We start from the raw sequence: 20126 nt of genomic DNA, 5'->3' as shown, positions 1-20126 counted from the left end.
GCGGTTGCGCCGGGCCGCGCGGGCTGAGGCAGACTGTCTGCGTACGACCGTGAACGGCTGTGGAGGACGTTGTGGCCAAGGGTGAGAAGAAGCACAAGGGCATCGACCCGACCTGGCCGGGCGAGGACGGCGAGCACCCCGTCACCGAGCTCGCGGCCGACCGCCAGGGCGCGCTCTCGCCGTTCGGCGATGTCACCTTCCCCCTCGACACGGTGCCTTACGTGCACCCGGAGACCGAGATCAACCGCTGATCGCATAGTTACTGGTCAGTACCGGTATCGGCCCCTCGTGAGGGCGGTCACGGGAGTAGGTTTCCTCCCGTCCCAGCCCACCTTTCCCACACGGGGGTAGTGCCATGCCGGTTCCCGGTCCCGGATATTCGATCACCGTCCGGGTGGAGGCCCCGGCCTCGGTCACCGCGGCCGGTGACCTGACCGCCGCCGTCGGCCGTGTCGGTGGTGTGCTGACCGCGTTCGACGTCGTCGAGTCCCACTCCGACTCGATCGTGGTCGACATCAGCGCCAACGCGCTGTCGGAGAACCACGCGAACGACATCACCCAGACGCTCGACTCGCTGCCCGGCGTCAAGGTCCGCAAGGTCTCCGACCGGACGTTCCTGATCCACCTCGGCGGCAAGATCGAGGTCACCCCCAAGGTCGCGCTCCGCAACCGTGACGACCTCTCCCGCGCCTACACCCCGGGTGTGGCCCGCGTCTGCCAGGCGATCGCCGCCAACCCCGAGGACGCGCGCCGGCTGACCATCAAGCGCAACACCGTCGCGGTGCTCACCGACGGTTCCGCGGTGCTCGGGCTCGGCAACATCGGCCCCGCCGCCGCGCTGCCGGTGATGGAGGGCAAGGCGGCGCTGTTCAAGAAGTTCGCCGACGTCGACGCGTGGCCGGTCTGCCTGGACACCCAGGACACCGAAGAGATCATCCTGATCGCGAAGGCGCTGGCCCCGGTGTACGCGGGCATCAACCTCGAGGACATCGCCGCACCGCGCTGCTTCGAGATCGAGAAGCGCCTGCGCGAGCAGCTCGACATCCCGGTGTTCCACGACGACCAGCACGGCACGGCGATCGTGGTCGTCGCGGCGCTGCGCAACGCCCTGCGCGTGGTGGGCAAGAGCATCGAAGACTGCAAGATCGTGGTCAGCGGCGTCGGCGCGGCGGGCTCGGCGATCATCCGCCTGCTGCTGCAGAAGAACCCGGGCGACATCGTCGCGGCGGACATCGACGGCATCGTGCACCCGGCGCGCGGCAACCTCGACGACAACCTGGCGTGGATCGCGTCGCACACGAACAAGCAGCAGGTCAGCGGCACCCTGCACGAGGCGCTCAACGGCGCGGACGTGTTCATCGGGGTGTCGGCGCCCAACCTGTTCGGCGCCGAGCAGGTGGCGACGATGAACAAGGACGCGGTGGTCTTCGCCCTGGCCAACCCGGACCCGGAAGTCGACCCGATGGAGGCCCAGAAGCACGCGGCGGTGGTGGCGACGGGCCGCAGCGACTACCCGAACCAGATCAACAACGTCCTGGCGTTCCCGGGCGTGTTCCGGGGGTTGCTGGACGCGAACGCCCACAACATCGACGACTCGATGCTCCTGGCGGCGGCCGACGCGATCGCGGACGTGGTGGACAACGGGAAGCTGAACGCGTCGTTCATCGTGCCGAGCGTGTTCGACAGCGCTGTCGCGCCCGCAGTCGCCGAGGCCGTCCGGAAGGCTGTGCTCGCGGAGCGCTGAGCCTCAGCCGATCCGCTCCAGCAGCCTCACCTCGACCTCCGGAAGCTCCTCGAACCGGGCCCGGCCGTCCGTGGTCACCAGCGTGCGGCCGGTGGCCCGGGCGGTGGCCGCGATGATCAGGTCGTGCGCGCCGCGGACCTGCCCCGTCCGCTGGAGGTGGGCCAGCAGTTCGGCGTGGTGCTCGACGACACTCGCCGTGTAGTCGACCACCGGTGTGACGGCCAGGAACTCGGCCAGGAACGCGCTGTGCGCCGCCCGGCGGGCCGGGTTCGGGTCGAGCCGCAGGCCCACCTGGTACTCGGTGATCGCCAAGGCCGGCACCGCGACGTCGTCCTCCTCGCCGATCGCTCCCGCGGGCAGCCGCTGCCGCGCGGCGTCGATGAGGATCCCGGAGTCGAGGATCAGTCGAGCCACGGGTCGCCGTCCAGCTCCGCGGCCGCCGTCTCGCGGACCTTCGCCACGTTTTCCTCGAACCGGTCGTCGACGTCGAGCTTTCCGGCCCAGCGGTGGAACACCGCGCACACCTCGGCCCCGTTCGCGCGCGGCGCGGGCACGATGAGCGCCACCCGCCTGCCGTTGCGGGTGACGACGATCGTTTCGCCCCGCTCGGCTTCATCGAGTACCGCCGAGAACGACCGGGACGCTTCTGACGCGGACAGTTCCATCACGGGATCAGATTATCAGATTCCGGAATTCTGAACCCCCGGCCGCGGCGTCGTCCGCTCACGGCGGAAGTAGCCTCGCCCTTGTGAGTGAACTCAGCCACGTCGACGCGACCGGTGCCGCCCGGATGGTCGACGTCTCCGGCAAGACCGCCACCGCGCGCACCGCGCTCGCCGCCGGGACCGTGCGGACCACCGCCGAGGTGCTCCGGTTGCTGGCCACCGACGGCCTCCCCAAGGGCGACGCCCTCGCCACCGCGCGCATCGCCGGGATCATGGGCGCCAAGCGGGTGCCCGAGCTGATCCCGCTGTGCCACCAGATCGCGCTGTCCGGGGTCAAGGTCGAGTTCACCCTCGGCGAGGCCGAGGTCGGCATCCGCGCGACGGCGAAGACCACCGACGTCACCGGGGTCGAGATGGAAGCGCTGACCGCGGTGGCCGTCGCCGGGCTGACGCTGCACGACATGATCAAGGCCGTCGACCCGGCGGCGACGCTGGACGAGGTCCGCCTGCTCCGCAAGGACGGCGGCAAGACCGGAACCTGGGAGCGGCCGTGAAGCGCAGCGCGCGTGTGATCGTGGCGTCCAACCGCGCCGCGAAGGGCGTCTACGAGGACAAGACCGGCCCGGTGATCGCCGCCTGGCTCGCCGACCGCGGCTACGACGTGCCGGCGCCGGTCGTCGTCGAGGACGGCGACCCGGTCGGCGGCGCGTTGCGGGCCGCGCTGGCCGACGGCGTCGCCGTGGTCCTCACCACGGGCGGTACCGGCATCTCGCCGACCGACCGCACCCCGGACGTCACCCGCGCCCTGCTGGACCACGAACTGCCGGGCGTCGCGGACGCGATCCGCGCCGCCGGCCTGCCGAAGGTGCCCACGGCGGTGCTGTCGCGCGGGGTGGCGGGCGTGGCGGGGCGCACCCTGGTCGTGAACCTCCCCGGCTCCAGCGGCGGCGTCAAGGACGGCCTTGGCGTCCTGGACGGCATCCTGGAGCACGCCGTCGACCAGCTGGCCGGTGGCGACCACCCGCGTCCCGCCGCCGCGGCGCCCGCGGTGACAACCGGAGCTTCGCTCCGAGCCGGGGGCTTCGCCACCCGGACCCCCGAAAAGCCCGAGGTGCGGGTCGCGCGGGCGCTGGTGACCGAGGAACCGCTGTCGGTCGAGGAGCACGCCCGCCTGGTCGAGGACGACGCGGCGGGCGCGGTGGTGACCTTCGCGGGGGTGGTCCGCGACCACGACGGCGGCAAGGGCGTCCGCGACCTGACGTACGAGGGCCACCCGAGCGCGGACCAGGTGATCGCGGACGTCGTCGCGGATCTGTCGGCGCGCTGGGCCGGCGTCCGCGCGGTCGCCGTGAGCCACCGGCTGGGGGCGCTGACGATCGGCGACGTCGCCCTGGCGTGCGCCGTGGCGGCCGAACACCGCGGGCAGGCGTTCGCGGCGTGCTCGGAGCTCGTCGACGAGGTCAAGGCGCGGCTGCCGGTCTGGAAGCACCAGCACTTCACCGACGGCACGGACGAGTGGGTCAACTCGCCGTGATCCGGAACGCCGCGACCCGCTGAGCGGCGGCGGCGAACTCGTCCGGGTCGGAGCCGGTGACCAGGCCCAGCCGGACGAACATGGGCACGCCGTGCGGCACCTCGCGCGGGAAGGCGCGCATGACCCGCTCGCGCACTTCGGCGTCGGCGACCTCGGTCAGCGTCACGGCCTGCCGCCGGCGTCCGTGGGCGAGCTCGCCCCGGCCGGCGGCGCGGACGTTGCGCGCCCAGTCGCCGTCCGGCAGGCCGGCGACGACGTACCGCTCACCGTCGACGGTGAGCGGGGAGACCGGAGTGGGCCGTGGCGCGCCCGAGCGGCGGCCCGGGACGGTCAGGACGTGCACGGTGCCCAGCCGCAGTCCCAGGCGCGTCAGGAGGCGAACCAGGCGGTTGGCGGGGCGGAGCCAGCGGGGCAGGCCCTGACGGGTGGTCGGCACGGCCAATCCTTTCGACGATCGAAATACTTACCGGCCAAGGTAGACTCTTTCGAGTGTCGAAGCAATCACTGGTCACCGAGGCAACCCACGCGGCAGCGGCGTTCGGCGCGGCGAACGACGTGGTGGACGAGGCCGCCGCGGCGGCGTTCGGGGTGAACCGCACGGACCTGCGCATCATCGGCCTGGTGGCGGCGGCGGGAACGTTGACGGCGGGGCAGCTGGCCACGGAGGCGAACCTGAGCCCGGCCGCGACGACGACCGCGATCCAGCGCCTGGCGAACGCGGGCCACCTGACCCGCCGGACGGACGCGGACGACCGCCGCCGGGCAGTGGTGGAGCTGACGCCGAAGGCGGCGGAGCTGCTGGAGGAGGTCTACGGCCCGATCGAGCGGGCGGGCCGGGCGCTGTTGGCGGAGTACACGCCGGAGCAGCTGGAGCTGCTCATCGAGGTACTGCGGAAGGGCGAGCGGATGCAGCTGGCGGCGGCGGAGCGCATTCGTACGCGCTGACGGCGCCGGACCGGGTCTGTGCGCGCTCGGCAGCCCGAAACGCGTGAAGGGCTCCCACCGCCCGGGGGATCGGCGGTGGGAGCCCTGTCAGGTCACGGCTCGAGGCCGGACTCACGCATCACTGCGAGATCGTCACTTGGTGGCGATCTTCTGCCCGACGAGGATCAGGTCCGCGTTCGGGATGTACTTCGCGTTCAGGTCCTGCAGCTTCTTGTAGCCGCCCTGGACGTTGAACTTGCCGGCGATCTTGGACAGGGTGTCGCCCGCCACGACGGTGTAGTCACCGGCCGGGTTGGAGCTGCTCACGCCGGTCGCCACGGGGGCCGCCGCCGGAGCCGCCGGCGTCGCCTTCTTGGGGGCGGGCGCGGTCGTGCTCTTCTTCGGGGTCACCTTCTTGGTGGTGTTGCCGCTGGCCTTGGGGGCCGCCGAACCGCTGCCGCCCTTCTTGCCGCAGACCGGCCACGCGCCGATGCCCTGACCCTGCAGGACGCGCTCGGCCACGGCGATCTGCTCATCGCGGGACGCGTTCGCCGCGCTGCCGGTGCCGCCGTAGGCCTTCCAGGTGCTCTGCGAGAACTGCAGGCCGCCGTAGTAGCCGTTGCCGGTGTTGGTGTTCCAGTTGCCACTGCTTTCGCACTGCGCGATGGCGTCCCAGTTGGTCGCCGACGCGGGGGTCGCAGCGATCGCGAGGGGAGCGCCGACCGCAATGCCCGCGATGGCGACGCGAGCGACGGTGCGGGTGGCAGCGGACATCTTGCGGTGCTTGCCTCGGTAAGACATTTGGATGCTTCTCGGTTTCCCAGCGCCTACGAACCGATGTGAGGGTCAGGATCGGGGTCCTGGCGCCGGCCATCCCAGGCCGGCAGGCGAGTCCGACGCACGGCGCGTCTTCGTCGTCCCCTCGTCCCTGTCCGGAAATGCTTTCGCTCGGGGTATGGGTCCGGGGATCCGTCGGACAGGGCTAGGCGCTACGGATTCCCGGTCGTGCTGGTTGGTCGGGGCCAACCGAAAAGCGACGGTACGTAACGATGGCCGTGATCGGAAATTATTCAGGGCGTGACCTACGTCACAGTAACGGCACGCAACCCCTGTCGATATGCCTGTTTGTGCTGGTCAGCGGGCCGTTACCTGGCCGTTTCCTACCCGAGATAAAACACGGATCGTGAGGCTTGCATCACGTGTTTCGCGGCGCGAATGGGCCATTCGCGCCCTCGGGATCGCGATTGAAGCGCGCATCTTAAGAGCCCCGGGGGTACGGCGCCAGACTTGACAATCCTGCACCACTTGCCCCAAGAGTCACAACAGCCCCACCTGTTCGTGGGGTTTCCCGACCCGGTCGGAGCGACGTGGACCGTCCCACCCGGGCACCCACGCCGACGCAGGGCGACGGACCAGGTGAAACAGGTCACCGGAAGGCGTGGTGACCGGTCGCGATCAGCTTCTCCCGAACACCCGGAATCGGTGACGCGCCACGCCGGGGGCCGCACCGCCGGTCGGCGAGCGGTCGGCCCCCGTACCCGAGCGGTCGCCGATTTACAGGGAAGGCGAACTCGCACCCGCTGGTCCGGACGGAGCAACTCCGTGCCGCCACGGCCCAGGCTTCCGTGCTTGACGGGTCGACACGCGTGATCAGGAGGCCGACACGCGTGATCAGAGGGTCGACACGCTGCGCGGGCCTGCTTGCGCCCGTGTCGACCCCTCAATCACGCGAGTCGACTCCTCAATCACGCGTGTTGACCCTTCAGTCACGCGAATCGGGCGGGTGGTCAGCCGCCGGCGAAGGGAGGGAGGACGTCCAGCTCCGCGCCGTCGCGCAGCGGGCGGGTCAGGTCGCGGACCGCGATGCCGTCCAGCAGGTAGCTGACCGCCTCCAGCAGTCGCGGCAGGCCGGCCGGGTGCAGGCGGGCCAGCTCGGCCACCGCGTCGGCGACCGACGCCCCGGCCGGCAGCTGCACCTTCTCCTCTTCCACGCCCGCCGCGGCCCGCGCCGCCGCGAAGTACCGGACCGCGATGGTCACCGTCGCCACCTCAACCGCCGATCGCGCTCATCGGCCGGATCGGCTGCGCGAACCCGGCGTCGTTGATCTCGTGCCCGGCGAGCTTGCCCCACATCGTGGCGCGCCAGGCGTCCGCGACCTCCTCGTCGCTCGCGCCCGCGCGCACGAGGGACCGCAGATCCGTCTCGTCGTTGCTGAACAGGCAGGAGCGCACCGCGCCGTCGGCGGTCAGCCGCGTCCGCTCGCAGGCCGAGCAGAACGGCCGGGTCACCGACGCGATCACGCCGACGTCGCCGGGCCCGCCGTCGACCAGCCAGCGCTCGGCCGGCGCGCCACCGCGCTCGGCGGGGAACGGCGTCAAGGTGAACGCGGTGCCCAGCATCTCGAGGATCTCGGCCGCGGTGATCATCTCGCCGCGGTTCCAGCCGTGCTGGGCGTCCAGCGGCATCTGCTCGATGAACCGCAGGTGGTAGCCCTCGTCGAGGCAGAACCTGAGCAGCGGCACGGCTTCGGTCTCGTTGAGCCCGCGGATCAGCACGGCGTTGACCTTCACCGGCGACATCCCGGCATCCCGCGCCGCGGCGAGGCCCGCGACCACGTGGGAGAGCCGGTCGCGCCGGGTGATCGTCTTGAACAGCTCGGGGTCGACGGTGTCGAGCGAGACGTTGATCCGGTTCAGCCCGGCCTCGGCGAGGCCCGCGGCCCGCCGGGCCAGCCCGATCCCGTTCGTGGTCATGGACAACCGCGGCCGGGGCGACAACGCCGTGATCCGCGCGACGAGGTCCTCGAGACCCGGCCGCAGCAGCGGTTCGCCGCCGGTGAGCCGGATGTCGGTGACGCCGAGCATCTCGACGGCGATCCGCATCAGCCGGAGCAGCTCGTCGTCGGTCAGCACCTGCTCGCCCGGCATCCAGTCGAGGCCCTCCGCGGGCATGCAGTACGTGCAGCGCAGGTTGCACCGATCGGTCAGGGAAACCCGCAGATCGGTGGCCACCCGGCCGAAGGTGTCGATGAGATGGGGGTTCTCGGGCCGGGGCGCGCGAGAAGATCCTCGTGTACCGGGGACGCGAGGAAACCCGAGATCCACTGCTGTCATTACGCACAGAGTAGCCCCGCATCGCCCCGTTGAGATACTTTGCGCAGTGAGTGGTTCAGTGGACGAACTAAACGAGGGCCCGTGACGGAAAAGACTTACCCGGTCACCGAAGAGGAACTCTTCCGCTTCGCGGAATTGGGCCGCCAGGGCAGCACCTTCACCGTCCTGCGGCACGCGCGGATCGCCGAGCGGATGGGCCTGTCCGGTACCGACCACAAGACCTTCGACCTGGTCATCCAGGCCGGCGGGCCGCTGACGGCCGGCCGGATCGCCGGGCTGACCGGCCTGTCCACCGGCGCGGTCACCGGCGTCATCGACCGGCTCGAGAAGGTCGGGCTGGTCCGCCGCGTGCGTGATCCCGAGGACCGGCGCAAGGTCCTCGTCGAGGTGGTGCCGGGGGCGGCCGAACGCTTCCTGCCGCTCTTCGAGTCGGCCTTCGACGCCCTTCGCGAGCTGCTCGCCCAGTTCTCCCCGGCGGAGCGAAAAGTGATCGAGCGTTATCAGAACGTCATGCTCGAGGAGCTGCGCGCCGAAGTGATGGGCAACGCGCGCCTCGCGTAGCTTTTCCTCAACTGCGGAGATAATGTCTGCGGCATGCCGCAATTTCGGTTGTCCGAGGCCGCGCGCCTGCTCGGCGTCAGCGACGACACCGTCCGGAGGTGGGTGCGCGCGGGGCAGCTGACCGCGACCGACGACGCCGCCGGCCGCAAGGTCGTCGACGGCGCCCAGCTCGCCGGCTTCGCCCGGGCACAGGCCACCGCGCCCGACGACCCGTCCGCGGTCGGCCGGTCCGCCCGCAATAGGTTCGTGGGGCTGGTCACCGAGGTCATCACCGACAAGGTGATGGCCCAGGTGGAACTGCAGTGCGGGGCGCACCGCGTGGTGTCCCTGATGAGTACGGAAGCCGTCCGCGAGCTGGGCCTGCGCCCGGGGGTGCTCGCGGTCGCTGTGGTCAAAGCCACCACCGTTTTGGTGGAAACGCCGGAAGGAAGTAAATGAAGAAGCTCGCTCTCGCCGTGGCGGCGGTCGCCCTGTTCGCGGGTGCGTGCAGCAGCTCGGACGAGCCCAGCACGCAGCCCGGCGCGTCGGTCACCGCGCCCGCGCCCAAGGGGGCCGCGAAGGCCGGTGGCGGCACGCTGACCGTGTTCGCCGCCGCGTCGCTCACCGAGTCGTTCACCGCGCTCGGCAAGGCGTTCGAAGCCCAGCACGCCGGCGTCACCGTGAAGTTCAGCTTCGCGGGCTCGTCCGGCCTGGCCCAGCAGCTGACCAACGGCGCCAAGGCCGACGTCTTCGCCTCGGCCGACCAGGCCAACATGGACAAGGCCGTCCAGGACGGCGTGATCGACGGCCAGCCGGCGGTCTTCGCGACCAACAAGCTCGCCATCGCCGTCGCGCCCGGCAATCCCAAGGGCATCAAGTCCTTCGCCGACCTGAACAAGGCCGGCCTCACCGTGATCACCTGCGCGCCGCAGGTGCCGTGCGGTGCGGCGGCGAAGAAGATCGAGACGGCGACCGGCGTCACGCTCAAGCCGAAGAGCGAAGAGCAGGACGTCAAGCAGGTGCTGAACAAGGTCGCCTCCGGTGACGCCGACGCCGGCCTGGTCTACGTCACCGACACGACCTCGGCCACGGGCAAGGTCGCCAAGGTCGACCTGCCCGAGGCGGCCCAGGCGGTCAACAGCTACCCGATCGCCGCGGTCAAGGGCGGCCAGGCCGACCTGGCGCACCAGTTCGAGGAGTTCGTGCTCGGCACCCAGGGCAAGAACGAGCTGACGAAGGCCGGGTTCGGTCCTGCGCAGTAGGCGTTCCGCGGGTGGCCGGCGGGGCGACGTCCCGGCCGGCCACTCGCGCGTCCCGTGGGTGCTGGGGATCCCGGCGACGGCCGCGCTGGCCCTCGTCGTCCTGCCGGTCGTCGGGCTGCTGGTGCGCTCGGACCTGACGCGGCTGCCGTCGCTGATCGGCACGCCGTCGTCGTGGCACGCGCTGCGGCTTTCGCTGCTCACGGCGGCGCTGTCGACGCTGGCCTGCGTGCTGCTCGGGGTGCCGCTGGCCGTCGTGCTCGCACGGGCCCGCTTCCGCGGGGTCCGGCTGCTGCGCTCGATCGTGCTGCTGCCCCTGGTCCTCCCGCCGGTCGTGGGCGGTCTCGCCCTGCTCTACCTGCTCGGCCGCAAGGGCTTCCTCGGCATGCTGATCACCACGCTGACCGGGGAGTCCGTGCCGTTCACCACGACCGCCGTGGTCATCGCGCAGACGTTCGTCGCGATGCCGTTCCTGGTCGTCAGCCTCGAAGGCGCGCTGCGCGGCTCCGGCGACCGCTACGAGCAGGTCGCCGCGACGCTGGGCGCGCGCCCGTGGACGGTGTTCCGCCGGGTCACGCTGCCGCTGCTGCTGCCCGCGCTCGGCTCCGGCGTCGTCCTCAGCTTCGCCCGCGCGCTCGGCGAGTTCGGCGCCACGATCACCTTCGCCGGCAGCCTCGAGGACGTCACCCGCACGCTGCCGCTGGAGGTCTACACCCAGGCCCAAGTGGACATCGACAGCGCCGTCGCGCTCTCGCTGCTGCTGATCGTCGTGGCGGTCCTGGTCATCGCCGTCGCGCGGCCGCGCTCGTGGGAAGGCGGCCTGCGGTGAGCCTGACCGCCCGGATCGAGGCCGTGCGCGGCTCGTTCGACCTGGACGTCGGCCTCGACGTGCCCGCCGGGCACGTGCTGGCGCTGCTCGGGCCGAACGGCTCCGGCAAGTCGACGGTCCTGGCCTGTCTCGCCGGGCTGATCACGCCGGCCTCGGCGGAGATCACGGTGGCCGGCCGCGCGCTGGCCGGCGTCCCGCCGCACCGCCGCGGGATCGGGCTGCTCTCGCAGGACGCCCTGCTCTTCCCGCACCTGTCCGCAGTGGACAACGTGGCGTTCTCGCCGCGCTCGACCGGCGCCGGCCGCCGCGCCGCCCGGGAGCGCGCGTTCTTCTGGCTGGCCGAGGTCGACGCCGTTCCGCTGGCCGACCGGCGGCCCGGGCAGCTGTCGGGCGGCCAGGCCCAGCGCGTCGCGATCGCCAGGGCGCTGGCCGCCGAACCGGATCTCCTGCTGCTCGACGAGCCCTTCGCCGCCCTCGACGTCGATGCCGCGCCGGCGATCCGCGGCCTGCTTCGGCGGGTCCTCAAGACGGGACCGACGACGGTGCTCGTCACGCACGATCCGCTGGACGCACTCGCGCTCGCCGACCACGTCGCGGTGATGAACGACGGCCGGATCGTCGAACGCGGCCCGACCCGCGAGGTCCTTTCCGCGCCGCGGACGGCGTTCACCGCGCGGATCGCCGGGCTCAACCTCGTCGCCGGCACCGCGGTCGCCGAAGGGCTGCGGACGGCGTCGGGCGAGGTCGTCAGCGGGCTCCCGGCGGCCGACGTGGTGCCGGGGGAGCCCGCGGTGGCGGTGTTCCCGCCGAACGCCGTCGCCGTCTACACCCGCGATGGCGAGCACCGCGGCAGCCCGCGCAACACGACCGGCGCGGTCGTCACGGCCCTGGAGCCGCACGGGCCGGTGATCCGCGTCCGGGCCGGGGGCGACGGCTGGGCGCACGGCCTGACCGCCGACCTCACCCCGGCCGCCGTGGCCGAGCTCGCGCTGGAGCCCGGCTCGGCGGTGACGCTTTCGGTGAAGGCCGCGACCGTGGCGATCCACCCGGCCGCGGCCTCCTAGCCGACGCCGGTCAGGCGGCGTCGTGGTGGTGGCCGCCGCCCGGGTGGACGTGGAACTTCGCCACCTCGGGCGGGTGCACGACGAACGGCCGCATCATGCCCTCGTCCTCGTGGTCGAGGATGTGGCAGTGGTACATGAACTCGCCGGTGCCGCCGCCGAACTGCCCGGCGACGCTCACCCACTGGCCGGGGTTCACGATGATCGTGTCCTTCCAGCCCTCCTCGTACTCCTCCAGCGGGACGTCGGTGAACCCGTCGATCGGCGCCGTCGTCCGCTCCGCGGCCTGGTCGAACGTCGTCGTGAAGCGCCGCCGGAACAGCGCCTGGAACTCCGTCAGGTGGATGTGGATCGGGTGCGCGGGGCCGCCGTTCGCCACGTGCAGGATGTTCCACACCGCCCACCGGTCGTGGTCGATGAAGATCCCGGTCGTGTCGTCGAAGATCCGCCCGACCATCCGGAACGTCTTCAGGCCGCCGTTCGGGTCCTGGACCTGGATGATCCCCTCGCCGCCCGGGTCGGCCTCGACCTGCTCGAGGTCCCACAGTTCCGGGTGGCCCGCCTGGTTGAGCAGCAGCGCGATCCAGACGTGGTCGTGGTCCTCCGGCAGCGTCGTGCCGTGCTGCAACCGGACGTACGACGTCGAGATCTTCTCCGGCAGCGTGAACGGGTCGTGCTTGGGCCGGCCGTCCACCCGGAACTCCATCAGGTCCGGCTCGACGATGCCCAGCCGCGGGTCGGCGTTGCGCAGCTTGAGCTTCTGCCCCTTGAAGCGGCTGAAGTCGATGAGGACGTCGAAGCGCTCGGCCGGGGCGACGGTCAGTCCGCCGGCGGGCAGCGGCGCCGGCGCGGGCAGCAGGCCGCCGTCGGTGCCGATCAGCCGGACGGCGTCGTTGACCGGGACGTTGTTCTCGTCGACCAGGTTCAGCGTGTAGAACCGCGAGTTGGCCGCGTTGAGCAGCCGGAAGCGGTACCACCGCGCGTCGACGTCCAGGTGCGGCCAGATCACCCCGTTGACCAGGTTGAACGGGCCCGAGAACGGGATCGCCGGGCCGGCCGGCGGGATGAACGGGAACTTGAAGAGCAGCTGCCCGGTGAGCGCGCCGGTCGCCGGGTCGAGGTCCAGGTTCCGGTCGGTGATGATCAGCGGGATCTCGTGGTCGCCGTGCGGCAGGCCGAGCGCGTCCTCCTCGTCGTCGCGGATCAGGTACATCCCGGCCAGGCCGGTGTGGACGTTGAAGCGCGTGATCGCCATGGCGTGGTCGTGGTACCAGAGCGGCATCGCCGGCTGGCGGTTCGGGTACTCGGCCAGCTGGGACGTGCCCTCGAGGCCGGCGTTGTGCGCCCAGCCGTCGTTGCCCGCGTTGGTGCGCGCGCCGTGGAGGTGGACGACCGTCCACGCCGGCAGGTCCGCGACGCCGTCGACGATCGAGTAGTCCGTCTTGTCCAGTTCGCGGCCGGGGCGGCTCGTCGGCGCGTCGGCGAGCGGCCCCTGTACGGCAACGAGCGGGAACTCGCCGTCGATTTCGTTCGACCACGAAATCCGTAGCTGCTTGCCGCTGCGCACTTCGATCGTCGGCCCCGGGAAATGCCCCGCGTACGTCCACAGCGTACTTTCGGGCAATTCCGAGTGCAGCCGCTGCCGCTTCGTGATCATCGGAATCGTGATCATTTCCCGGTTGTGTGGCCGGAGCACGGGTGGAATGCGCAGCGGGTCCAGGAACTTGGTGAGTCCCCAGTTCGGCGCGGTGATCGGCCCGGTCGTCGCCGGGCGCTCGATGATTTCGGTCATGGTTCTCCCCCTTCGGTGCGGGGGCAGGAAGAATTGCGCGGCGGCGCGCACGCCGTCGACGTCGAAAAGTATTCCCCCGAACCCCCTCGGTGACCGGGTACGCGACTCCCCTCGCGATACCGGCAATTTCAATGGTAGCCCTTTTCCGCGTGCACCGCAGGTGTCTCGCGCGCGTGATAGGTTCCGGACCATGAACGAACGCCGGTGGACGTACCTCTCCGACATGGACGGCGTCCTGGTGAAGGAGGAGCACCTCGTCCCGGGGGCCGATGAATTCCTCGCCGAGCTGAAGGCGAACGGCATCGACTTCCTGGTGCTGACGAACAACTCGATCTACACCCCGCGCGACCTGCGGGCGCGGCTGGAGCGCACCGGGCTCGACATCCCCGAGGAGTCGATCTGGACCTCGGCGCTGGCGACCGCGAAGTTCCTCTCGTCGCAGCGGCCGAACGGCTCGGCGTACGTCATCGGCGAAGCGGGCCTCACGACGGCGCTGCACGAGGTCGGCTACGTGCTGACCGAGCGCGACCCGGACTACGTCGTGCTGGGCGAGACCCGCACGTACAGCTTCAGCGCCATCACGCGCGCGATCCGGCTGATCGAGGGCGGCGCGAAGTTCATCGCGACGAACCCCGACGCGACCGGCCCGAGCGTGGAGGGCTCGATGCCGGCCACCGGATCGGTCGCGGCGCTGATCGAGAAGGCCACCGGGCGCTCGCCGTACTACGTCGGCAAGCCGAACCCGCTGATGATGCGCTCGGCACTGCGCCGGCTCGGCGCGCACTCGGAGTCGACGCTGATGATCGGCGACCGGATGGACACCGACGTGCATTCGGGCATCGAAGCCGGGCTGCAGACCATCCTGGTGCTCACCGGCATATCCACCCCGGAGTCGGCCGAACGCTATCCGTACCGGCCCACCATGGTGATCGACTCGATCGCCGACCTGATCGGGCGAACCGGGGACCCGTTCGGCGAAGGCTGAGCGCGAGCCGGACGGCCGCAGGGCATATCGTCAGCGGATGAGCAAGTCGACGTACGTGGTCGGCGACGTCCACGGCCACCGTGACGAACTCGCCGACGCGCTGAGATCCGAAGGCCTGGTCGACGAGGAGGACAACTGGTCCGGCGGCGAGGACCAGCTGTGGTTCCTCGGCGACTTCGTCGACCGCGGCCCGGACGGCGTCGGGGCGATCGACCTGGTCATGCGGCTCGAAGAGCAGGCGGCCGAGGCCGGCGGCCAGGTCCAGACGCTGCTGGGCAACCACGAGATCCTCGCGCTGGGGATGTACCACTTCGGCGACGAGCCGGTGCCGTCCGACTTCGGCCCGCGCAGCTTCGCCCGCAGCTGGGAGATCAACGGCGGCCTGCTGTCGGACCAGGACCGGCTGACCCCGGAGCACATCGAGTGGCTGACCGCGCGCCCGCTGGCCGCGCTCGCCGCCGACCACCTGCTGCTGCACTCGGACACGCTGGAGTACCTCGACTGGGGCTCGTCGCTCGACGAGATCAACGAGGCGGCTCGCGACATCCTCGAGGGCAGTGACATCGAGGCGTGGTGGGACGTCTGGCGCCGGATGACGACGCGCTACGCCTTCCGCGGCCCGGACGGCGAGGAAAACGCGCAGAAGCTGATGGACGCCCTCGGCGGCTCGCGGATCGTGCACGGCCACAGCGTCATCGCCGACCAGCTGGGCATCCACCCGACGCAGATCGAGGGCCCGTTCCTGTACGCGGGCGGCAAGGCACTGGGCGTCGACGGCGGCCTGTTCGTCGGCGGGCCGTGCCTGGTCGTCAAGTTGCCGTACGAGCCGGAGTCCTAGGCGATCTCGACGATCTCCTTGCCGAGCGGCACCAGCGACACCGGGATCAGCTTGAAGTTCGCGATGCCGAGCGGGATCCCGACGATGGTGATGCAGAGCGCGATGCCGGTGAAGACGTGCCCGAGCGCCAGCCACCACCCGGCGAAGACGACCCAAACGACGTTGCCGACGCACGACGCGGCGCCCGCGTCCCGCCGGTCGACGACGGTGCGCCCGAACGGCCAGAACGCGTAACGCGCGATGCGGAACGACGCCAGCCCGAACGGGATGGTGACGATCAGGACGCAGCAGATGACGCCGGCGACCAGGTAGCCCACGGCCATCCAGAAGCCGCACAGGACGAGCCAGATGATGTTCAGCAGGGTGCGCATCAGACGTGCAGCTCCCCGCTGAGGACGGTGACGGCCTGGCCGGCGAGGTGGACGCGGTCGCCGTCCTGGCGGGTCCGGACGATGCCGCCGCGCCGGGACGCCTGTTCGCCGGTCAGTTCGGTGTTGCCGAGTCGTCCGGACCAGTAGGGCGACAGGATGCAGTGCGCGGAGCCGGTGACGGGGTCTTCGTCGATGCCGACGCCGGGGGCGAAGAAGCGGCTCACGTAGTCGTTGTCCCCCGCGGTGTCTCTCGCGGTGACCAGCAGGCGCCCGGTCCAGGTGTGCTTGAGCTGCTCGAGGTCCGGCTCGAGGGCGCGGACGGTCTTGGCGTCCGCTACGACGGCGAAGAGGTTCTCGACGCCGCGTCCGGTGTACTCGATGTCGACGCCGGGAAGGATTCCGGACAGGTCGTCGCCGGTGGGGTGCGGCGGATCGGAGGGGAAGTCCATCTCGACCCAGCCGTTTTCGGCGCTGGCCCGCAGTTCGCCGCTTTTGGTGGTGTAGGTCTGTTCCCCGCCGAGGACGTGCGTGACGGCGAGGGTGGCGTGCCCGCAGAGGGCGACCTCGACGGCGGGGGTGAACCACCTGAGCGACTTGGGGCCTGCGGTGCCGGTGACGACGAAGGCGGTCTCGGCGTGCTTCATCTCAGCGGCGACGGCCTGCATCCAGGCCGGGTCGGCGGGCTCGTCCAGCAGGACGACCCCGGCGGAGTTCCCGGCGAAGGCGCGATCGGTGAAGGCGTCGACGATGAAGAAGCGCATGTTCCCAATGTAGCCGGGGTTTTTCCGGCTTCCCTCGGGTCTGTCCCTTAGGTGGTTTCCCCGATGGTCGGCTTCACGATCTTTTCCCCGTCCGGACCGCGTTCGGGCTTGAGGTCGAAGACCTCTTCGTCGACGGCGTACTTGTTCTTGTGCTCTTTGTCGTCTTCCTTCTTTTTCCCGGCCCCAGCAGCGCCGGCGGCCCCGGCGCCGCCTTTGCCGCCCTTGGCCGCGGCGGCCGCGGTCGCTCCGCGCTCGAGCCGTTCGCCGGGTTTGCTCCCGGTCTTGCTGCCTTCGCCGGGCGTTTCCTTGATTCCTGAGCTACCCGACACTCGCGACCCGGCGAACCCGGTCCCGGCGCGTCCGGAGCCGATGCCTTTGCCGCGGGTGACGTCCCCGCCGCCGCCTCCGGAGGTGCCGCCGGAGGTGGTCCCGGGCATGGCGAGCCCGTCGGGCGTGACGCGCCCGAAGCCGCCGGCGGCGGGGGCGGCGCGGAAGTTGGAGTTGCCGCTGAAGGTGCCGGTGCCGCTGCTGGTGCCCGGGGGGATGTAGGTGGTGCCGCCCGGGCCTGCCGGTCCGACCCCGGTTCCGCTGGGGCCGCCGATTCCGCCGGGTCCTCCCGGGCCTCCTGAGGTGAAGCTGCCGCTGGTGCCACCGGGGGCGGTGCCCGGTCCGGTGCCACCGACGGAGGGGGTACCGCTGAAGCCGGCGCTGCTGGTGCCGTGGAAGCCACTGGTGGAGGTGGAGTCACCTTGCCCCAGCTGCGGCGGCGGGGTGTAGGTGGGCTGGGTGCTGGCGGTTTCGTGGTAGGTGGAGTCGAGGTTCTGGAGAACCTGAACGGCCTGCTGATGAGCGGCATCGGCCTGCTGCTGCTTGGCGGCAACGTCGTTCATGGTCTGCGTCGCGCCGACGACGTCCCCCGACTGGTATTGCACGGTGGCCTTGGTGATTTCGGCCTGCTGGTTGAACCCGGTGGGTTCGGGCATGTTCTTCTGCGCGTAGTCGGCAGCGGCCGCCTGCTGCGAGTACCGGTTGGAGCTGAGCTGGGCGGCGTTCGCGGTGTCCCCGGTGTAGGCGGCGGTGCTTTGGAAGAAGCCGTGCGCCTGGGCGGCTCCGGAGCCTTGCCACTGGATCTCGCTCGAGTTGACGGCGTCGTTCGCCGCGTTGGAGACGTCGGCGAGCCAGTTGCCGAGCTTGTTGGCGACCCGGCCACGGTCGTCGAGATCGCCGGGGTTCATATTTTCGTGAACCATGTTGTAGAGGTCTTCATGGCTGCTGGCCGCGTAGTTCTGCCCAGGCGCGGGCGCGTCACCGCGAGTGGCCTGGTTGTGCAGCAGTACCTTGCCTTGCTCGACGGAGTACTGCGCGGCCTGGTTCTGCGTTTGCGGCGTGACCCCGGTGCGGGCGTCATCCCGATCCTCGGCACCGAAGTGGTGCACGTTCTGTTGCAGCTTCTGCTGCGTTTGGGCGTAGAAATCACCTTCGTACTGGCGATGTTCCGGGTGCTCGTGCGCCATGATCACTCGCTCCCGCGGAGCTTGGCGAAGGTCTGGCTGTGTGCGTCTTCGGTCTCGCGATAGTTCTTGCGGGCGATTTCGAGCGCTTCGCGGACCTGCTTGAAACCCTCGGAGAGCAACTCGAGGTTGGGCACGAGCGACTCGTGGTCGCTCACCGCGACCTTGACGTTGAAGTTCGACACTTGCTTGGCGTAGTCGCTGCCACCCATCTGCGCAGCAAGGCTGAGCACGTGCAGGTCGCGACTGATGCTGTTGTACCCGTCGATGAAGGTGTCACACACCTTCCGGTAATGCTCGAAACCCGCTTCGTTGATGCTGAATCCGCCACCCTCGGCCAGGGCTTTGAACTGCTGGGCCCCTTCGTTGACCCGCTTCGCGCCCTCCGCGTCCAAAGGGACGTCGAGGAGGTTCGACAGGAAGTTGTTCCCGGCGTCGCCAGCTGGTGTCGTGGGAGGTGGCCCCCCGAACTGAGCTCCTGATGCCATCGATCCCTCCCAAAGCGCGGTCGACCACTCATCACCCTCTGTGTCGAACAAGTACTGTAGTAGTGACTGCGCCTCGTGTCACTGTTCGCCATGTCGCTATTTGGGCAGGAACGGCTCGACTTTTGTCGAAACGTCGTCGACCAGCCGGCATGCCTCGTCCGTTGACGTCCCCGGTCACGCCTTGCTCGGGTCGGCGATGGTCTGGTTGATCGTCTGCCCGGGCTGGAGGGCGCCAACTGCTTGAGGTGTCCCCGCGACTTCGCTTCCACAGCCGTTCAGGGCGAGCAGAACGAGACTGGTCAAGGCAGTTCGGCGGCCGAGGCCCGGCCGGGTCACGGTTCGTACGTTACGCATGGCTGAGAATCAGGACCGCGGCAGGAGCGGCTCGACCTTGGTTGCGATGTCGTTGACGTCCGCGCAGGCCTGGTCCGTGGTGCCGAAACTCAAGGTCACCGATACGACTGCCCGCGACTTCGGCTTGACCTCCATCGCGATGGCGCACTGCCCCTTCGCGCCGATGGGTTCGCGCACCTGGACGGCGGGCCGGTCGTTGACCGTGCCGGTCGAGGCCTTGCTGGGGTCGGCGATGTTCTCGTTGATCGTCTGACCAGCGTGTAAGGAGAGGGTCACGCCGGTCAACTCGTCGCCGGTCTTCTTTTCGGTCGTGCAGCTGCGCTTGGCATCGGCTGTGGTCGGTGTGGGGAATGCGTAGCCCTGACCGCTGAGCGCCTTGTCGAGGGTGGGGCAGGCTTTCATGTCCCCGAACGGGTTGTCGCCCGGACTGCCGGTCGCCGTGGTGGAAGTGGGGCTGGGGCTCGACGACGTGTCCGCGGCTTGCGGCGTTCCCCCACCTTGCTGTCGCAGGCGCTCAGCGCGAGCGCCAAGGTGGCCAAGACGAGGACGGTGGCGCGAAGGCGAACTGCTCGGGTCACGACCTGAACACTACGGGTAGGCCACGCCGGACCGCGAGGACGCGGATCACCGGTGGGTCGTCTCCGCGATGCGCTCGTGCAGCCACCCTCTCAGGTGTCCCCCGTCCGAAGGGACGAACCTCAACCGGGACTCGCCGCCGGACAGGGGCTCCGTGAACGTCAGGTAGCGGCCCGCGTCCGTGTCCACGAACGTCACCGTGCCCACCGGGCGGAGGCTGCCCTGGCCGGCTCGGGTCGACAGCTCGAACGTGCCGTGGCGGTGCGGGACCCACTGGGCGTACTCCCGCAGCGCTTCGGTGTCCGGTGGCCGGCCCGGGCCCACCGTCGACGTCGCCGGGGCCACCGGCAGCGGTCCGTAGCGGGGGAGGATGCCGACCAGGGCGTCGACCAGGTGGTCGGGGCGGATCTGGACGAAATTGATCCCGTCCGGCACCCGCTCCGAGTACACGCCCAGGCCGTGGCCGATCGTGGCTCGGTAGAACACCTGGCGGCCGTCCGTCACCTCCGCTGCCCGGACGATGATCAACACCTCCGGCTGCGTCCACGCCCGGAGCGTCTGCTCCACCTCGATGTCCAGCTTCTCCGGGCCCGCCAGGCCGCGCGCTCGCATCGCGTCCCACGCCGCGGCCAGGATGCGGTCGTGCTCCTCCAGCGTGTGGCCCGGGCTGGGGATCTCGAACGGGTGCCAGTGCGCCGGGAGGCCTGTGCGCCGGACCGCGGCGGCGACCTCCGGCAACCCCAGCGAGAATTCCTCCGGCACGTTCCCGAGCGTAGCGGA

The 20126-nt window shown here is 70.4% G+C and carries 25 protein-coding genes; 12 read left to right on the top strand and 13 right to left on the bottom strand.

Annotated features, from left to right (window positions below; translation table 11 throughout):
• Positions 1–71 precede the first annotated feature (71 nt).
• Together QRY02_RS33255 and QRY02_RS33250 are read left to right on the top strand one after the other, a co-directional pair.
• Complete coding sequence (locus QRY02_RS33255; protein WP_013230250.1) at positions 72–251, top strand: hypothetical protein; 180 nt, start codon at positions 72–74, stop codon at positions 249–251.
• Positions 252–355: 104 nt separating this feature from the next.
• Positions 356–1744, top strand: a complete 1389-nt coding sequence (locus QRY02_RS33250; RefSeq protein ID WP_285986764.1) for an NAD-dependent malic enzyme — start codon at positions 356–358, stop codon at positions 1742–1744.
• A gap of 3 nt (positions 1745–1747) precedes the next feature.
• Here QRY02_RS33250 and QRY02_RS33245 read toward each other — a convergent pair whose 3' ends face one another.
• Entirely contained in the window at positions 1748–2158 is a 411-nt protein-coding gene (locus QRY02_RS33245; RefSeq protein WP_285986763.1) for a PIN domain-containing protein, read from the bottom strand.
• Positions 2146–2409 (bottom strand): type II toxin-antitoxin system Phd/YefM family antitoxin, encoded by a 264-nt coding sequence (locus QRY02_RS33240; RefSeq protein WP_285993981.1) that lies wholly within the window; start codon positions 2407–2409, stop codon positions 2146–2148. The genes QRY02_RS33245 and QRY02_RS33240 overlap by 13 nt, the downstream gene beginning before the upstream one ends.
• A gap of 83 nt (positions 2410–2492) precedes the next feature.
• Here QRY02_RS33240 and moaC point away from each other — a divergent pair, with 83 nt between their 5' ends.
• Both moaC and QRY02_RS33230 read left to right on the top strand, forming a co-directional pair.
• Positions 2493–2963, top strand: coding sequence for a cyclic pyranopterin monophosphate synthase MoaC (gene moaC / locus QRY02_RS33235; protein WP_013230248.1), 471 nt, complete (start codon positions 2493–2495; stop codon positions 2961–2963).
• The gene (locus QRY02_RS33230; protein ID WP_285986762.1) at positions 2960–3943 is read left to right on the top strand and encodes a molybdenum cofactor biosynthesis protein MoaE; all 984 of its coding nucleotides are present in this window, start codon (positions 2960–2962) and stop codon (positions 3941–3943) included. Before moaC ends, QRY02_RS33230 begins: the two co-directional genes overlap by 4 nt.
• Here QRY02_RS33230 and QRY02_RS33225 read toward each other — a convergent pair.
• Positions 3930–4379, bottom strand: coding sequence for a nitroreductase family deazaflavin-dependent oxidoreductase (locus tag QRY02_RS33225; protein WP_285986761.1), 450 nt, complete (start codon positions 4377–4379; stop codon positions 3930–3932). The genes QRY02_RS33230 and QRY02_RS33225 overlap by 14 nt on opposite strands.
• 53 nt (positions 4380–4432) lie before the next feature.
• On the opposite strand from QRY02_RS33225, the gene QRY02_RS33220 reads away from it, so the two are divergent.
• Positions 4433–4888, top strand: a complete 456-nt coding sequence (locus QRY02_RS33220) for a MarR family winged helix-turn-helix transcriptional regulator (RefSeq protein ID WP_285986760.1) — start codon at positions 4433–4435, stop codon at positions 4886–4888.
• A 132-nt stretch (positions 4889–5020) separates the two neighbouring features.
• On the opposite strand, the gene QRY02_RS33215 is transcribed toward QRY02_RS33220, so the two are convergent.
• The 3 genes from QRY02_RS33215 to moaA form a co-directional block, all read right to left on the bottom strand.
• Positions 5021–5668 carry a transglycosylase family protein gene (locus QRY02_RS33215; protein ID WP_285986759.1) on the bottom strand — a complete coding sequence of 216 codons (648 nt, stop codon included), beginning with the start codon at positions 5666–5668 and terminating at the stop codon, positions 5021–5023.
• A gap of 986 nt (positions 5669–6654) precedes the next feature.
• A complete protein-coding gene (locus tag QRY02_RS33210) occupies positions 6655–6906 on the bottom strand; it encodes a MoaD/ThiS family protein (RefSeq protein ID WP_285986758.1) in 252 nt (83 codons plus the stop codon).
• A 10-nt stretch (positions 6907–6916) separates the two neighbouring features.
• The gene (moaA, locus tag QRY02_RS33205; protein WP_285986757.1) at positions 6917–7981 is read right to left on the bottom strand and encodes a GTP 3',8-cyclase MoaA; all 1065 of its coding nucleotides are present in this window, start codon (positions 7979–7981) and stop codon (positions 6917–6919) included.
• Between the two features lie 81 nt (positions 7982–8062).
• On the opposite strand from moaA, the gene QRY02_RS33200 reads away from it, so the two are divergent.
• Genes QRY02_RS33200 through QRY02_RS33180 form a run of 5 tightly spaced genes read left to right on the top strand, consistent with a single transcriptional unit; the run spans position 8063 to position 11673 of the window.
• Positions 8063–8542 (top strand): MarR family winged helix-turn-helix transcriptional regulator, encoded by a 480-nt coding sequence (locus QRY02_RS33200; RefSeq protein ID WP_285986756.1) that lies wholly within the window; start codon positions 8063–8065, stop codon positions 8540–8542.
• 33 nt (positions 8543–8575) lie between these two features.
• Positions 8576–8980, top strand: a complete 405-nt coding sequence (locus QRY02_RS33195) for a TOBE domain-containing protein (protein ID WP_285986755.1) — start codon at positions 8576–8578, stop codon at positions 8978–8980.
• Positions 8977–9783, top strand: a complete 807-nt coding sequence (modA, locus tag QRY02_RS33190; RefSeq protein ID WP_285986754.1) for a molybdate ABC transporter substrate-binding protein — start codon at positions 8977–8979, stop codon at positions 9781–9783. Before QRY02_RS33195 ends, modA begins: the two co-directional genes overlap by 4 nt.
• Positions 9784–9841: 58 nt before the next feature.
• Positions 9842–10609: an ABC transporter permease gene (locus tag QRY02_RS33185; protein ID WP_285986753.1), complete on the top strand. Its 768-nt coding sequence runs from the start codon at positions 9842–9844 to the stop codon at positions 10607–10609.
• Positions 10606–11673, top strand: a complete 1068-nt coding sequence (locus tag QRY02_RS33180; protein WP_285986752.1) for a sulfate/molybdate ABC transporter ATP-binding protein — start codon at positions 10606–10608, stop codon at positions 11671–11673. Before QRY02_RS33185 ends, QRY02_RS33180 begins: the two co-directional genes overlap by 4 nt.
• Positions 11674–11683: 10 nt before the next feature.
• Here QRY02_RS33180 and QRY02_RS33175 read toward each other — a convergent pair whose 3' ends face one another.
• A complete protein-coding gene (locus QRY02_RS33175) occupies positions 11684–13462 on the bottom strand; it encodes a multicopper oxidase family protein (protein ID WP_285986751.1) in 1779 nt (592 codons plus the stop codon).
• A gap of 190 nt (positions 13463–13652) precedes the next feature.
• Here QRY02_RS33175 and QRY02_RS33170 point away from each other — a divergent pair, with 190 nt between their 5' ends.
• Positions 13653–14447, top strand: a complete 795-nt coding sequence (locus QRY02_RS33170) for an HAD-IIA family hydrolase (RefSeq protein WP_013230236.1) — start codon at positions 13653–13655, stop codon at positions 14445–14447.
• A 37-nt stretch (positions 14448–14484) separates the two neighbouring features.
• Positions 14485–15285, top strand: a complete 801-nt coding sequence (locus QRY02_RS33165) for a metallophosphoesterase (RefSeq protein WP_285986750.1) — start codon at positions 14485–14487, stop codon at positions 15283–15285.
• Here QRY02_RS33165 and QRY02_RS33160 read toward each other — a convergent pair.
• From QRY02_RS33160 to QRY02_RS33135, 6 genes are all read right to left on the bottom strand, one after another.
• A complete protein-coding gene (locus QRY02_RS33160; RefSeq protein WP_285986749.1) occupies positions 15282–15656 on the bottom strand; it encodes a YccF domain-containing protein in 375 nt (124 codons plus the stop codon). The two genes, QRY02_RS33165 and QRY02_RS33160, sit on opposite strands and share 4 nt — an antisense overlap.
• A complete protein-coding gene (locus QRY02_RS33155; protein ID WP_285986748.1) occupies positions 15656–16417 on the bottom strand; it encodes a PhzF family phenazine biosynthesis protein in 762 nt (253 codons plus the stop codon). The genes QRY02_RS33160 and QRY02_RS33155 overlap by 1 nt, the downstream gene beginning before the upstream one ends.
• A gap of 47 nt (positions 16418–16464) precedes the next feature.
• Positions 16465–17931, bottom strand: a complete 1467-nt coding sequence (locus QRY02_RS33150; protein WP_285986747.1) for a hypothetical protein — start codon at positions 17929–17931, stop codon at positions 16465–16467.
• Positions 17932–17933: 2 nt separating this feature from the next.
• A complete protein-coding gene (locus tag QRY02_RS33145) occupies positions 17934–18467 on the bottom strand; it encodes a hypothetical protein (RefSeq protein WP_285986746.1) in 534 nt (177 codons plus the stop codon).
• A gap of 312 nt (positions 18468–18779) precedes the next feature.
• Complete coding sequence (locus QRY02_RS33140) at positions 18780–19172, bottom strand: hypothetical protein (RefSeq protein ID WP_285986745.1); 393 nt, start codon at positions 19170–19172, stop codon at positions 18780–18782.
• Between the two features lie 222 nt (positions 19173–19394).
• Positions 19395–20108, bottom strand: a complete 714-nt coding sequence (locus QRY02_RS33135; protein WP_285986744.1) for an ESX secretion-associated protein EspG — start codon at positions 20106–20108, stop codon at positions 19395–19397.
• Between the last annotated feature and the right edge of the window lie 18 nt (positions 20109–20126).

The sequence above is a fragment of the Amycolatopsis sp. DG1A-15b genome, from assembly GCF_030285645.1.
Classification (GTDB): domain Bacteria; phylum Actinomycetota; class Actinomycetes; order Mycobacteriales; family Pseudonocardiaceae; genus Amycolatopsis.
This window is presented reverse-complemented; position numbering and strand designations above follow the sequence as displayed.